Origin of the sequence: Azospirillum sp. TSH64 (assembly GCF_003116035.1) — a bacterium.
Classification (GTDB): Bacteria; Pseudomonadota; Alphaproteobacteria; order Azospirillales; family Azospirillaceae; genus Azospirillum.
The window spans coordinates 6,551,338-6,566,230 of sequence record NZ_LGQW01000015.1; the positions used below are offsets into that span (position 1 = coordinate 6,551,338).

Consider the following 14,893-nt stretch of genomic DNA (forward strand, 5'->3'; position numbering starts at 1 on the left):
CCGGAACACGTCCGTTCACGGGATCGTGTGTTCATGACAGGTTCCGTGTTCCCTCCGTCTGGTGTAGGCTTCCCGTCGGGGGCTGAAGCCTGACGGGAGGCGGGAATGTCGGTGTGGCGCCGCTATCTGGTGAAGGACGTGACCGGCCGGCTGGTCGATCTGCCGAGCCGCCTGCTCGACCGTGCCGACGACGGCACAGCACCGCTGCCGCATTTCGCCGGCCGTTGCGTGGAGATGGTGGCGGCGGTGATCGTCGGCGACCGCAAGGCCCAGGCCCGCGTCACCGAACTGGCCTTCACCAAGCTCTATTTCGACCAGATGGGCTATGTCGACGCCGCCAAGCGCGAGCGGATGATCCGCCTGATGCTGGAAAGCTGCGCCGACCGCCGTTGCCCGCCGCCGAGCCGGAGTGCCTCGCCGGACGGCTGCGCCCACCTGTCCCGCCGCGCCGTCGCCGCCCGCGACCAGCTGATCCGCGAATTCGGCTGGGAGCCCAAGCCCGCCGAACGCGACGCCGCCCTCAGCCGCCTGGACCCGGCCCGCCTGCGCGCCGCGACGGTGGAGCCGATGCGCACGCTGCATTGAAAATCGGGGCATTGAGTTCAGCCCCTTTCCGGGGCGGGAGAAGACGCGCTCCCACACCTGCAAAGGGGAGGGGGGCCTTTTCGAGCCGCTCCCCCAGGCCCATATGCGGACGACCGCAAAGCTTGGAGCCTGTCGAACCGCAGATGAGTCCTCCCGATACCGCCCAGACGCTGTCTTTCGCGCGCGTGCGACAGCTGGCCCTGATCGGCGCCGGATGCACGATCATCCTGCTCGGCCTGCTGATCGCCCCCCTGCCCGGTCCCGGCGGCCTGCCGGTGATGCTGCTCGGCGGCGTGCTGGTGCTGCGCAACTCCGCCGACGCCCGCCGCCTGTTCGTGCGGGGCAAGCGCCGCTACCCCCGCATGTTCAGCCCGGTCGAACGCATCCGGCTGAAGCTGCGCAACCGCCGCCTGCGCAAGATTTACGGCGTCGATAAGTAAGGCGAATGATCCGCGCACCTGCCGGGCGGTTTCCCGGCAGGTGTCGACGATCCCGCTGGTCAGGGAGCGGGCAGGGCCGGAACGCCGTCCTTCCACTGGTCCCAATGGCCGACGATGTGGTCGACCATCCGCGACCCGACCAGCTCGACATTCTCCACCGTCTCGGCGAAGCCGCCGGCGGTCTCGCCCGGCTTCGGGTCGAGGTGCTGAAGCGTGGTCTCGTTCGGGTTGCCCTGGTCGAAATTGACCGCGCCGCGCAGGCTCATCACCCGGTCGGAGCCTTGCAGCCGCTTGATGACCAGCGTGATCGCCGCCGCCTCCATCTCGGTGATGACGTAGTCGTCGGCGCCATAGAGCTTGGCGATGTACTGCGCCTGGGCCGACATGCCGGGGCCGTGGAAGAAGGTGTCGCCCGTCATGTGGGTGCCGGTGCCCACAAAAGGAGCACGCTGCGCCGCTTCCTGCGGATAACGCTTGCGGTAGGCGCGGGCGGCGTCGCTGTCCTTCAGCGGCGTGTCGGCGGTCAGGCGCATCGCCCAGGACACCAGCGCCGGATTCATCGGGAACAGCCGCACCGCCTCGTAGCCCTTGCGCGGCATGAAGGTCGGCTCGCCCGCCTTGTTCTCCTCCGGCGCCCAGCGGTGGCCGAGGTCATAGTCGACCACCCAGGTCGCCCAGCTCACTTCGCCGATGGTGCCGCGCGACGGCGGGGTGCCGGCCACGCCGGTGACCATGAAATAGGCTTGCGACAGGTCGAGCTGCGGGTTCAGCAGGATCGCCTGCATCGAGGCCGACGAGCTGACCTTGCCCATGCCCAGCACCGATCCGCAGACGCCGTCGGCGTTGCAGTAGACCGGGTTCAACGCGCCCTTCACCGTGATCGGCTCGGCCGTCTGCCAATAGCGCTCGTACCAGTGCTGGAACTCGCCGGCGCGGTCGCCGGTGTTCTTGCCGATCTCGAACATCGAGCCGACGAACACCTTGACCTTGATCGGTTCCGCAGCCTGCGCGGAAGCGGCCAGCCCGAACAGGACCAGGGCCGGGACCAAAGCCGACAGGGCGGCACCGCGGCAGCGGGAAGAAAACGACATCGGAATTTCACTCCTTGGGACGGAAACTTACCTGAGTATGCAACAGCCATACCATGGCCGTCTCCATCGCTCGGTGGGAGTCCGAACGATTCCGTGATCAACCCGCAACCGTCAGCCCTGCGGAAGCGGGCACTGGACAGCATTGCCCCGCAGCGGCCATCTTGTGCGTCCGTTCGCATGAGGAGGTTTTGCGGTGAAGTCGGGCAACGCGCTGCTGTCCAGCTATGGCACCACCATTTTCGAGGTCATGTCCCGCCTGTCGGAGGAGCATGGCGCGATCAATCTGGGCCAGGGATTCCCCGACGACCGCGGGCCGGCCGACGTGCTGCAAGCCGCGGCCGATGCGCTGCTGACCGGGTGGAACCAGTACCCGTCGATGATGGGCACGCCCGACCTGCGTCAGGCGCTGGCCGCCCACGCCGGCCGCTTCTACGGGCTCGACGTCGACTGGAAGACCGAGACGATGGTCACGTCCGGCGCGACCGAGGCGCTGACCGCCTGCCTGCTCGGCCTGATCAATCCGGGCGACGAGGTGGTGCTGTTCCAGCCGATGTACGACAGCTACCTGCCCATCGTCCGGCTGGCCGGCGGCGTGCCGCGCTTCGTCTCGCTGAAGGCGCCGGACTGGAGCTTCAGCCGCGCCGACCTGGAGGCCGCCTTCTCTCCCCGCACCAAGCTGGTGCTGATCAACGATCCGCTGAACCCCGCCGCCAAGGTCTTCGACCGTGCCGAGCTGGAGCTGATCGCCGAGTTCGTGCAGCGCCACGACGCGCTGGCGGTCTGCGACGAGGTGTATGAGCACATCGTCTTCGACGGTCGCCGCCACATCCCGCTGATGAGCCTGCCGGGCATGCGCGACCGCTGCCTGAAGATCGGGTCGGCCGGCAAGACCTTCTCGCTGACCGGCTGGAAGGTCGGCTACGTCACCGCCGCCCCCCACCTGTTGCAGCCGGTCGCCAAGGCGCACCAATTCCTGACCTTCACCACCCCGCCGAATCTCCAGACCGCCGTCGCCTACGGGCTGGGCAAGGAGGAGGCCTATTTCACCGGGCTCGCCGCCGGGCTCCAGGCCAAGCGCGACCGGCTGTCGGCAGGCCTCGCCTCGGTAGGGTTCGAGGTGTTGCCCAGCGCCGGCACCTATTTCGTCGCCGCCGACATCTCGCGTTTCGGCTTCGACGGCGACGACCAGGCCTTCTGCCGCTGGCTGGTGGCGGAGGCGAAGGTCGCCGCCATCCCCGTCAGCGCCTTCTTCGTGGAAAACGCGCCGACCAACGTCGTGCGCTTCTGCTTCTCAAAGAAGGACGAAGTGCTCGACACCGCCATCGACCGGCTGCGGCACCGTTTCGTGTCAAAATAGAAATCCGCGGGCACAATTGGTAGGTGGACAAACAGTCAGGATATTTGACAAGTCTTAACAAATTGGCGCGATGATCGGCTCCACCCCCGCCGCATCGCGCCCGACGTTACAGATCGGCGCTGCGGACCGGATGCAGGGGGCGGTGGAACGGCGGAGCGCAGGGTATGCCACGTCTCCCGACCTTTCGTTTCCCCTTTGTCAGGGCGCTGTCCATCCGGAACGGCATCCTGATGGCAACCGCCCTGGCGCTGGCCGGGGTGTGGGCCGGCTATGCCCTGATGGCGTCCTCCATGCTGGACGGCCAGATACGGGAGGCCATCGTCAATGCCCAGACGACGGCACGCGCCTATGAGAGCAGCACCAGCCGCACCATGCACGACGTCGACACCACGCTGCGCTCCTTCGCCGAACGCTATGCCGAGGGCGGCTTGCCCCGCGCCCGCCGAATCATCGACGACGGGCTCTACGACGCCGGCCTGATCCATCATTTCAGCGTCTTCGGTCCCGATGGCGCCCAGCTTTTCCGCAGCGAGGGGACGGGGCCGACCGAAGGGCTGGAGGGCAGCGGCCTGATCGCCTATCACCAGGGGGAGGGGCGGTCGCTGATGAAGATCGGCCTGCCCTTCAACGGGTCGGCGACCGGGCGGCCGCTCTTGCGCTTTTCCCGGCGGTTGGAGGATGCGGCGGGGGAGTTCGCCGGCGTGGCGGTCGCCAATGTCGATCCCGATCATCTCTCGGGCTTCTACCGGCAGGCCGATGTCGGCCGCAACGGGGTGGTCACGCTGGTCGGGCTCGACCGGGTCATCCGCGCCCGCGGCTCCAAGGACGGAAAGGATTCCGTCGGGCTCGACGGCTCCGGCTCCAATTTGTGGGTGGCATTGCAGCAGTCATTGAGCGGGGTTTTCTGGCAGGACAGCATCGCCGACGGCATCCGCCGCGCCTACGCCTACCGGCCGGTCGAGGGCTATCCGCTGATTCTCGTCGTCGGCATCGCGGTGAAGGACATCGACGCCGCTGTCGCCGGCTTCCGCGGGCAGATGCGGATCATCGCGGCGCTGCTCAGCGTCTCCATCCTGCTGGTCGCCGCCTTCCTGCTGGTCCAGCAGCGCAACGCCGAACGGCTGGCGGCGGCGCTGGCGGTCAACCGCGACTTCCTGGCCCGCGTCAGCCACGAGCTGCGCACGCCGCTGAACGCCATCCTCGGCTTTTCCGAGATCATCAAGGACCAGATGTTCGGGCCGGATGCCGGGGAGCGCTATGCCGATTATGCCAAGGACATCCATGCGTCCGGCCAGCATCTGCTGACCCTGATCGACGACATCCTCGACCTGTCGCGCCTGCAGGCCGGCAAATTCGCCCTGCTGATGGAGGATGTCGACCCGGTCGCCGCCGCCGAATGGGCGCTCCGCATCGTCACCCCCCAGGCGGAGCAGAAGTCGATCCGGTTGGAGATCAACCGCCCGCTGTTGCCCACGCTGGTGCGCGCGGACGAGCGGGCGCTGAAGCAGATGCTGCTGAACCTGCTGGGCAATGCCCTGAAATTCACGCCCGAGAACGGGCGGGTGCTGGTCAGCGTCGCGCGCGGGGTGAATGGCCGCTGCGTCGTCCGCGTCACCGACAACGGCATCGGCATGACGGCGGAGGAGCTGCGGCAGGCCTCCATCCCCTTCGGCCAGACCTCCGCCCTCACCACCCAGCCCGGCCGCGGCACCGGCCTGGGGCTGCCCATCGTCAAGTCGCTGATCGAGGCACATGGCGGCAGCCTGCGCATCGACAGCCGGCCGGGGCAGGGCAGCCAGGTCACGCTGGAATTCGCCGCCTGACCCTCGCGCCTGCACTCATTTCCGGCATGCGATCAAGGCGATCTTCGGGACGGCGCCGCAAAGCCATGGCGAAACCCCTGCCGCTTGGGCATACTCCGCGCCGGTTTTATCCAGGTCCGAGCCGACGCCAGGGCTGCCCCCGGCCGCGTGCCTTCGGATCCACCCGCGGAATTGGGGCCTGTCTATAATGTTGCGTGCGCTGGCGCGTGTCTGTGCCGTTCTTGCCGCGTGCTCCGGCACGCTCACCGTATCCCAGACCTTCGCCGCCGACCCGCCGGCCGAGCCGGTGCCCTTCGGCGTATCCAGCGTCGAGGTGGTGGCGGAGCGCGATACGCCACAGGCCTGCTTCACCTTCACCGACCGGCTGGAGCGGTCGCGCGCCGTCAACTACCGCGACTATGTCACGGTGGAGCCGGCGGTCGACGGTGCCGCCATCGCCCGCGACCGCACGCTCTGCGTCGAGGGGCTGCGCCACGGCGACAGCTACCGCGTCACGCTGAAGGACGGGCTGCCCGGCGCCGACGGCAAGCGCCTGCCGGCCGCCGACACCCGCGAGGTGCAGGTGCCCAACCGCAAGCCGTCGCTGGCCTTCCGCGGCGCCGGCTACATCCTGCCGCGTGTCGGCGCTGAAGGGCTGCCGCTGCGCTCGATCAATCTGGACCGGGCGAAGCTGCAGGTCCTGCGCATCGCCGACCGGGCGCTGGTCGAGAAGATCTATTTCGGCCGCATCACCCAGCAGATGACCGACTACGACATCGGCGAGATCCTGGACAAGTCGGGCCAGGAGGTCTGGCGCGGCGAGATGGGCATCGGCAACCAGCCGAACCGCACCGTCACCACCGCCTTCCCGATCGATGCCGTGCTGGGCAAGCTCGACCCCGGCGTCTATGTCGCCATCGCCGGTGCCGACGAGATCAAGCCGGGCGGCTGGGACCGCAAGGCGACCCAATGGTTCGTCGTCTCCGACCTCGGCCTCAACACCATCCTCGGCGACGATTCGCTGGTGGTGTTCTCCCGCTCCGTCCAGACCGCCGCACCCGCCGCCGGGGTGGAGCTGCGTCTGGTCGCCCGCAACGGCACCGAGCTGGGACGCCTCCAGACCGGCGAGGACGGGCTCGGCCGCTTCGACCTCGCCGCCTTGCGCGCCGCCGGGGCCGAGCCGGTCCAGGCGCTGTTCGCCGCGCGCGGCGACGGCGACTTCGCCGTTCTCGACCTGACCGCCGGCGGCGCCCCGCCGGCCGAGGCCCAGGACAAGCCGGTCGGCGTCGTCCGGCCGGCCGCCGGCGGACTCGACACCTATCTATACACCGAGCGCGGCATCTACCGGCCGGGCGAGACGGTGCAGCTGACCGCCCTGCTGCGCGATGCCGACCTCAACCCGCCGCCGGCCGGCAAGCAGCTGACCATCCGCGTTCTGCGCCCCGACGGGCTGGAGGTGGAGCGGCGCAGCCTGGCCGACAGCGGGGCCGGCGGCTATGCCACCCGCATCGACCTGCCGATGAACGCCTATCCCGGCAACTGGGTCGTCACCGCCCATGCCGAGCCGGATGGGCCGGCCATCGGCCGCGTGGAGTTCCTGCTGGAGGATTTCGTGCCGCCGCGGCTGGACGTGGCGCTCGCCTCCCCGACGACGGAGCTGGCCTCCGACGGCGAGGCCGACATCGCGCTCGACAGCCATTATCTGTACGGCGCGCCGGCTTCCGGCCTGCCGGGCGAGCTGACGGTGACGCTGCGCGCCGCCGCCAACCCCTATCCCAGCCTGCCGGGCTATCATTTCGGCCTGGTTCAGGAAGAGGTGAAGCCGGCCCGCGCCGACCTGCCGGGCTTCATCACCGATTCCAACGGTTCCGCCCGCCTGAAGGTCAAGCTGCCGCGTCCGCCCGACAGCACCCGCCCGCTGGAGGCGGTGGTGCGCGCCACCCTGTTCGACATCGGCGGCCGCCCGGTCGGCCGCGATTTCGTGCTGCCGGTGCGCCACCAGCCCTTCGCCGTCGGTATCAAGCCGCGCTTCGAAGGCGACGGCGTGCCGGAGGGGGCCACCGCCGGCTTCGACGTGATCGCCGTCGGCCCCGACGGCAAGCCGACCGACCGCGCCGACCTCTCCTACGAGCTGTTCGAGGAGGAGTACGATTATGCGTGGTACGAGGCCAACGGCCGCTGGGACTACAAGGTCACGGTGAAGGACCAGCGGGTGACCGGCGGGTCGCTGTCGGCCCAGGCCGCCGCCCCGGCCTCGGTGGAGACCCCGGTCGCCGCCGGCCGCTACCGGCTGGAGGTGTTCGATCCCAAGACCGGCGTCGCCAGCAGCTTCCGCTTCGCCGCCGGCTGGTGGATGACCCCGACCGCCGGCGACCGCCCGGACGCGGTCGACGTCTCGGTGATGATGCCGGCCTACCGCTCCGGCGAAAGCGCCTGGGTCTTCGTCAAGCCGCCCTATGACAGCCAGGTGCTGGTGGCGGTGGCCGACCGCGGCGTCAGCTATGCCGTCACCCGCGCCATCGGTCCGCAGGGCGCCTTCCTGGAAATCCCGGTCGGGCAGGGCTGGACCAGCGGTGCCCATGTGCTGGCGACCGCCTTCGCCACCTCCGACCCGCAGTCGAAGAAGCCGCCGCGCCGCGCCGTCGGCCTCGCCTGGCTGGCGATGGACAAGGCCCCGCGCACGCTGGACGTCCGCCTCTCCGCCCCGGCGGAGACGGAGCCGCGCCGCGCCATGACCGCCGACATCGCGGTGGAGGGCGTCGCCGAGGGCAAGCAGGCCTTCGTCACGCTGGCCGCCGTCGACGAATCGGTGATGCAGCTGACCGACCAGCCCTCGCCCGATCCGGCCCGCCATTACCTGCGCAAGCGCCCGCTGACCGTGGAGCTGCGCGATTCCTACGGCCGCCTGATCGATCCGGCCAGCCTGGACGCCGCCCGGCCGCCGGTGCAGCCGACGCCGCGCCTGCGCCAGATCTCCGGGATGGTTCCGCCCAAGTCGGAACGGGTGGTCTCGCTCTATTCCGGCATCCTGACCGTCGGCGCCGGCGGCAAGCTTTCGGTTCCCCTCGATCTGCCCGATTTCCAGGGGCGCCTGCGCCTGATGGCGGTGGCCTGGAGCGAGGGGCGGATCGGCCAGGCCGAAAGCCAGATGCTGGTGCGCGACCCGGTGGTTGCCGACGCGGTGCTGCCGCGCTTCCTCGCCCCCGGCGATACGGCGCAGGTCCTGCTGTCGCTCGACAACCTGAACGGCCCGTCCGGCGACTACCGCATGACCCTGACCGCCGAGGGCGCCGTCTCCATCGTCCGGACGGAGTCCAGCGGTGAGGCGGCCGGCGAATCGGGCAACGAGCTGGCCGTGCCGAAGCTGGCGCGCGGCAAGCGGGCGACCGCCGGCCGTGTGCTGACCGCCACCGCCGTCGGGGCCGGCCATGTCACGCTGGACGTCACCGGTCCCGACGGCGTGCGCGTCACCCGCCGTTGGGATGTGACGGTGCGTCCGGCCACGCCGCCGGTGTCGCGCCGCAACGTTGCCGCCCTGCCGACCGACAAGGGCCTGACCGTTCCCGCCGACATCGCCGCCGGCCTGCGGCCGGAAACCGTCGCGGTCGGTGCGGAGATCGCGCCGCTGCCGGACCTGGACGTGCCGGGCCTGCTCTTCGCGCTCGACCGTGCCGCCGCGGGCGGAGCGGAGCAGACCGCCAGCCGCATCCTGCCGCTGCTGTCGCTGAGCGACGTCGCCGCCGGCCTCGGCATCGCGCCGGAGGACCGCATCAAGGCGCGTGTCCAGCGCAGCGTCGACCGGCTGCTGACCTTCCAGCGCATCGACGGAGCCTTCGCCCCCTGGTCGCCGAAGGGCGATCTCGATCCCTGGCTGACCGCCTATGCGGTGGATGTGCTGGGCCGGGCCAAGGCGGCGGGCTACCGCATTCCCGACCAGCCCTACCGCAAGGGTCTGGACTGGCTGAAGCAGGCCATCGACAACGCCTGGGTCGAGACCGCCGACCTGCCGGGCCGCGCCTATGCACTCCATGTGCTGGCACGCGCCAAGATGATCGACGCCGGTGCGGTGCGGTACTTCCGCGAGAACTATTGGGACCGGCTGCCGACCGACTTCGCCCGGGCGCAGATCGCCGCGGCGGCCGCCGTGCTCGGCGACCAGCCGGGTGCTGCCGAAGCCTTTTCCAAGCTGTCCGGCGCCCGCATGGTCACATCCAGCCTGCGCGACCACGGCTCCTCCCTGCGCGACGAGGCCGGTGTCGTCTTCCTGATGGCGGAGAGCGGTGCCGTGGAGCGCGACCGCATCTTCCAGGCCGCCGAGCGTGTGGCGAAGACCTTCGCCGCCGTCCGCACCACCAACCTGCAGGAGCAGGCCTGGCTGCTGCTGGCGTCCAAGGCGCTGATCGACCGGGCGGCTCCGATGAAGCTCGCCATCGGCGAGCAGACGGTGGAGAACGCCAAGCCGCAGATCCTGGCCGTCGATCCCGCCGCCCCGCCCGCCATCCGCAATCTGGGCGGCGAGGTCAGGCAGATCCTGTCGGTGACGGGCGTGCCCGACCAGCCGGCCGGTGCTGAGGAGCAGGGGATGACCATCCGCCGCCGCCTGTTCGACATGGCCGGCCGTCCGGTCGATCCGGCCGGCATCCGCCACAACGACCTGCTGGTGGTGATCCTGGAGGGCGAGGTCGGCGACCCGCTCGACCATTCGGTGCTGGTCAGCGATCCGCTGCCGGCCGGCTTCGAGATCGAGAATGTCCGGCTCGCCAACAGCGGCCAGCTCGGCAAGCTGTCCTGGCTGGGCGAGCTGTCGTCGGCCCGCAATGTCGAGTTCCGCGAGGACCGCTTCCTGGCCGCCGTCGACCTGCCGAAGGCGGCCCCCCGCTTCCGGCTGGTCTATCTGGTCCGCGCCGTCACCCCCGGCGACTTCGCGGCCCCCGGCGCCCAGGTGCAGGATCTCCAGCGTCCCCACCTGTCCGCCCGCACCGCCGCCTCCCGGCTGCGCGTGCTGCCGGAGTAAAGCAGGCACAAGCGGAGGGGGCGCCGGCACCGGCGCCCCCAACCGAGTTGACGACGTCTAAAGGTAGCTCTGTTCGCCCCGGTGGCTCTCCCGCCGCCGGGCGAGGAGGGTCAGGCCCGCCACCACCACGGCGAATGCCAGGGTCAGCATCAGGTAGAAGGCCAATGCGAGGCCGACGGTCATGGTGCCGATCAGCACCATGGCCAGTATCCAGACGCCCAACGATACGATGGCGCGCGCCGACATGGGTTGTCTCCTGTCCCCTGTCCTGATCCGCCCGAAAACTTCAAAACCCGCCCTGAACCCGTCACGGCCTTGCGGCCGTCTGTTATTCGCCGCCCCCGCTTCCCACATCCGAGTGTGGGCAACGGCGAGGAGGCGTGCATTCACCGCGAAGCCTGCCACAGCCGCCGTCATCGGCGGGGCGTGGCATCCTGTCACTGTGCGGGCGCGCCGCACCCGTTAGGGACTGAACTGTCGCCGTCCCAAGGCGCCGATCCGTGCCTCCGGCCTGCTGGCCTGCCAACTGGTTGGCATGGTCAACAAGTCTGTTGACAGCAAGCGGCATCGACCTTACCTTTACGTAAACGTCAAGGAAGGGAGCAGGCGGAGTGGATCGGCTTTCGTTCGGCAACGGCGCGATGGAGGCGGGGGAGGGTGACGGCGATGGCTGCCTGTCCGGCCCCAGGCTCGCCATCGGCGAACTGGCCGGGGAGTTCGGTCTGACCCACCGCACCATCCGCCATTACGAGGATGAAGGGCTGCTGTCGCCGGAGCGGATCGGCACCGCCCCTGGGGGCACCCGTGTCTACGGCCACCGCGACCGCGCCCGGCTGGCGCTGATCTGCCGGGGCAAGCGGCTGGGCTTCAGCCTGGCCGAGATCAAGGATTTCCTGAACCTCTACGACACCGACGACGCCCAGATCGAGCAGATGCGCTACATGCGCTCCATCGCGCGCCGCCGGATTTCCGCACTTGAACAGCAGCTTGCCGACGTCGAACAGACGCTGGCGGAGCTGTGCACCATCGACACCCAGATCTCCGAGCATCTCAGCCGCAACGGCATCACGGAGACGCAGGACATGGAGGAGAAGCACTCATGAAGTCGGTCGTCATCGCCGGTTATGCCCGTTCGCCCTTCGCCTTCGCCCACAAGGGCGAGCTGACCAAGGTCCGCCCCGACGATCTGCTGGCCCGCGTCATCGCGGCGCTGGTCGAGCGCACCGGCCTGAAGACCGAGGACGTCGAGGACGTCATCGTCGGCTGCTCCTTCCCCGAGGGCGAGCAGGGGCTGAACGTCGCCCGCAGCATCTCCTTCCTGGCCAAGCTGCCGCAGACCGCGGCGGCCACCACGGTGAACCGCTATTGCGGCTCCTCCATGCAGTCGATCCACCAGGCGGCAGGCGCCATCCAGATGGGCGCCGGCGAGGTCTTCGTCTGCGGCGGCGTCGAATCGATGACCCGCGTGCCGATCATGGGCTTCAACCCGATGCCGAACCCGGCGCTGAAGGAGTCCTATCCGGAAGCCTACTGTTCGATGGGCATCACAGCGGAGAATGTCGCCCGCAAATACGCCATCTCCCGCGCCGAGCAGGAGGCGCTCGCCGTCGCCTCCCACGCCAAGGCCGCGGAGGCGCAAGCCGCCGGTCGCCTGGCCGATGAGATCGTCGGCATCCAGACCCCGGCCGGTCTGGTCGACAAGGACGGCTGCATCCGTCCCGGCACCAACGCCGACAGCCTGGCGGGCCTGAAGCCGGCCTTCACCGCCGACGGCACCGTGACCGCCGGCACCTCCTCGCCGCTGACCGACGGCGCGTCGGTCGTGCTGGTGACGACGGAGGAGTATGCCCGCGCCCACGGGCTGCCGATCCTGGCGAAGATCCGCTCGGTCGCCGTCGCCGGCTGCGCGCCGGAACTGATGGGGCTGGGTCCGGTCCCGGCCACCCGCAAGGCGCTGGCCCGCGCCGGCCTGTCGATCAACGACATCGACATCATCGAGATCAACGAGGCCTTCTCGTCCCAGGCCATCGCCTGCATGCGCGACCTCGACATCGACCCGTCCCGCATCAACCCGGACGGCGGCGCGCTGGCGCTCGGCCATCCGCTGGGGGCCACCGGCGCCCGCATCACCGGCAAGGCCGCGGCCCTGCTGAAGCGCGAAGGCAAGCAGTTCGCGCTGGCGACCCAGTGCATCGGCGGCGGCCAGGGCATCGCCACCATCCTGGAAGCGGTCTGACGAACGGGATCGGGGAGGAAACGACCATGAAGATCGAACGCGCCGCCGTGATCGGTGCGGGCGTGATGGGTGCCGGCATTGCCGCCCATTTCGCCAACGCCGGCATCCCCTGCGTCCTGCTCGACATCCCGGCGAAGGAGGGCGACCGCAGCGCCATCGCCAAGGGTGCAGTGGCAAAGATGCTGAAGACCGATCCGGCCCCCTTCATGCATCCCAGGAACGCCAGGCTGATCACGCCCGGCAATCTTGAGGATGACCTGACCCTGCTGGCCGACGTCGACTGGATCGTCGAGGCCATCGTCGAGAACCCGGCGATCAAGGCCGACCTCTATAAGCGCATCGACCCGGTGCGCAAGGCGGGCTCGGTGGTGTCGTCCAACACCTCCACCATTCCGCTGGCGGTGCTGACGGAGGGGCAGAGCGAGCAGTTCGCCAAGGACTTCCTGATCACCCACTTCTTCAACCCGCCGCGCTACATGCGGCTGCTGGAGATCGTCGGCGGCGCCGACACGCGCGCCGATGCGCTGGCCGCCATCGCCGATGTCTGCGACCGCCGTCTCGGCAAGGGCGTCGTCCATTGCAAGGACACGCCGGGCTTCATCGCCAACCGCATCGGCGTCTTCTGGATCCAGGCGGCGGTGAATGCCGCGGTCGATCTGGGGCTGACGGTGGAGGAGGCGGACGCCGTCGGCGGCCGTCCGATGGGCATCCCCAAGACCGGCATCTTCGGCCTGATGGATCTGGTCGGGCTCGACCTGATGCCGCACATCGCCAAGAGCATGTCGGCGACCCTGCCGGCCAACGACGCCTATCGCGGCCAGATGCGCGAGCACCCGGTCATCACGAAGATGATCGCCGACGGTTATACCGGCCGCAAGGGCAAGGGCGGCTTCTACCGCATCAACAAGGCCGGCGGCGGCAAGGTGAAGGAGTCGGTCGACCTCCAGACCGGCGAATATGCCCCGTCGGAGAAGGCCCGGCTGGACAGCGTGTCCTCCGCAGGCCGCGACCTGCGCAAGCTGTGCGAGCATCCGGACAAGGGTGGCCTCTTCGCCCGCCGCGTCCTGGCCCAGACGCTGGCCTATGCCGCCAGCCTGGTGCCGGAGATCGCCGACAGCATCGTCGCCGTCGATGAGGGCATGCGGCTCGGCTACAACTGGAAGCAGGGCCCGTTCGAGCTGATCGACCGGCTGGGCACCGGCTGGTTCGCCGAGCTGTGCCGCTCGGAAGGCATTCCGGTCCCGGCGCTGGTCGAGACCGCCGCCGGCCGTCCCTTCTACCGGGTGGAGGGCGGCAAGCTCCAGCACCTGACCACGGCCGGCGTCTATGACACGGTGGTGCGCCCGGACGGCGTGCTGCTGCTGTCCGACATCAAGCGCGCCGCCGGCAAGCCGGTGTGGAAGAACGGCTCGGCCAGCCTGTGGGACATCGGCGACGGCGTGCTGTGCGTCGAGTTCACCAGCAAGATGAACGCCGTCGATGCCGACATCATGGCCGCCTACGAGAAGGCGATGCGCCTGATCGGCGACGGGAAAGGCGACTGGAAGGCGCTGGTCATCCACAACGAGGCCGACAATTTCTCGGTCGGCGCCAATCTGGGCCTCGCCCTGTTCGCGCTGAACATCGGCCTGTGGCCGCAGATCGAAGAGATGGTGGAGGGCGGCCAGCGCACCTACCGCGCGCTGAAATACGCGCCCTTCCCGGTGGTGGCGGCCCCCAGCGGCATGGCATTGGGCGGCGGCTGCGAGATCCTGCTGCATTCCGACCATGTCCAGGCCCATGCCGAGACCTATGTCGGCCTCGTCGAGGTCGGCGTCGGGCTGATCCCGGCCTGGGGCGGCTGCACCGAGATGCTGGCCCGCCATCAGGCCAACCCGAAGGCACCGCGCGGACCGATGCCCGGCATCGCCAAGGCCTTCGAGATCATCAGCACCGCCACCGTCGCCAAGTCGGCGGCCGAGGCCAAGGAACTGCTGTATTTCCGCGCCACCGACGGCATCACCATGAACCGCGACCGGCTGCTGGCCGACGCCAAGGCCAAGGCGCTGGAACTGGCGGCGGACTACACCGCGCCGGAGAAGACCGCCAGCTACGTCCTGCCCGGCCCCAGCGCCAAGGCGGCGATGGAACTGGCGGTGGAAGGCTTCGCCCTGCAGGGCAAGGTCACGCCGCATGACAAGGTGGTTTGCGCCGCCCTGGCCGAGGTGCTGAGCGGCGGCGAGGAGGCCGACATCTCCAAGCCGGTCGGCGAGGACCACATCCTGCGGCTGGAGCGCGAGGCGTTCATGGGTCTGGTGCGCACCGGCGGCACCATCGACCGGATCGAGCACATGCTGCTCACCGGCAAGCCGCTGCGGAACTGAGGGGG

The 14,893-nt window shown here is 69.5% G+C and carries 10 protein-coding genes; 8 read left to right on the forward strand and 2 right to left on the reverse strand.

Going from position 1 to position 14,893, the window contains the following annotated elements; translation table 11 throughout:
• Positions 1-105: 105 nt before the first annotated feature.
• Complete coding sequence (locus TSH64_RS30950; protein ID WP_109450946.1) at positions 106-585, forward strand: hypothetical protein; 480 nt, start codon at positions 106-108, stop codon at positions 583-585.
• Between the two features lie 143 nt (positions 586-728).
• Positions 729-1,025 (forward strand): hypothetical protein, encoded by a 297-nt coding sequence (locus TSH64_RS30955; protein WP_109450947.1) that lies wholly within the window; start codon positions 729-731, stop codon positions 1,023-1,025.
• A gap of 59 nt (positions 1,026-1,084) precedes the next feature.
• On the opposite strand, the gene TSH64_RS30960 is transcribed toward TSH64_RS30955, so the two are convergent.
• Positions 1,085-2,116 carry a purine nucleoside permease gene (locus tag TSH64_RS30960; RefSeq protein WP_109450949.1) on the reverse strand — a complete coding sequence of 344 codons (1,032 nt, stop codon included), beginning with the start codon at positions 2,114-2,116 and terminating at the stop codon, positions 1,085-1,087.
• Positions 2,117-2,309: 193 nt separating this feature from the next.
• Between TSH64_RS30960 and TSH64_RS30965 the strand changes: the two genes are divergently transcribed.
• The 3 genes from TSH64_RS30965 (at position 2,310) to TSH64_RS30975 (ending at position 10,289) form a co-directional block, all read left to right on the forward strand.
• Positions 2,310-3,473 carry an aminotransferase gene (locus TSH64_RS30965; protein WP_109450950.1) on the forward strand — a complete coding sequence of 388 codons (1,164 nt, stop codon included), beginning with the start codon at positions 2,310-2,312 and terminating at the stop codon, positions 3,471-3,473.
• Positions 3,474-3,703: 230 nt separating this feature from the next.
• Positions 3,704-5,296 (forward strand): ATP-binding protein, encoded by a 1,593-nt coding sequence (locus TSH64_RS30970; RefSeq protein ID WP_247873240.1) that lies wholly within the window; start codon positions 3,704-3,706, stop codon positions 5,294-5,296.
• Between the two features lie 187 nt (positions 5,297-5,483).
• On the forward strand, positions 5,484-10,289 hold the full coding sequence (locus TSH64_RS30975; protein ID WP_247873241.1) for an alpha-2-macroglobulin: 4,806 nt from the start codon (positions 5,484-5,486) through the stop codon (positions 10,287-10,289).
• A 57-nt stretch (positions 10,290-10,346) separates the two neighbouring features.
• Here TSH64_RS30975 and TSH64_RS30980 read toward each other — a convergent pair whose 3' ends face one another.
• On the reverse strand, positions 10,347-10,535 hold the full coding sequence (locus TSH64_RS30980) for a hypothetical protein (protein ID WP_109450953.1): 189 nt from the start codon (positions 10,533-10,535) through the stop codon (positions 10,347-10,349).
• A 365-nt stretch (positions 10,536-10,900) separates the two neighbouring features.
• On the opposite strand from TSH64_RS30980, the gene TSH64_RS30985 reads away from it, so the two are divergent.
• From TSH64_RS30985 to TSH64_RS30995, 3 genes are read left to right on the forward strand one after another with little or no spacing between them, the layout of a single operon-like run.
• The gene (locus TSH64_RS30985) at positions 10,901-11,392 is read left to right on the forward strand and encodes a MerR family DNA-binding transcriptional regulator (RefSeq protein ID WP_247873242.1); all 492 of its coding nucleotides are present in this window, start codon (positions 10,901-10,903) and stop codon (positions 11,390-11,392) included.
• The gene (locus TSH64_RS30990) at positions 11,389-12,525 is read left to right on the forward strand and encodes a thiolase family protein (RefSeq protein WP_109450954.1); all 1,137 of its coding nucleotides are present in this window, start codon (positions 11,389-11,391) and stop codon (positions 12,523-12,525) included. The genes TSH64_RS30985 and TSH64_RS30990 overlap by 4 nt, the downstream gene beginning before the upstream one ends.
• A gap of 26 nt (positions 12,526-12,551) precedes the next feature.
• Entirely contained in the window at positions 12,552-14,888 is a 2,337-nt protein-coding gene (locus tag TSH64_RS30995) for a 3-hydroxyacyl-CoA dehydrogenase/enoyl-CoA hydratase family protein (protein WP_109450956.1), read from the forward strand.
• Positions 14,889-14,893: the final 5 nt, after the last annotated feature.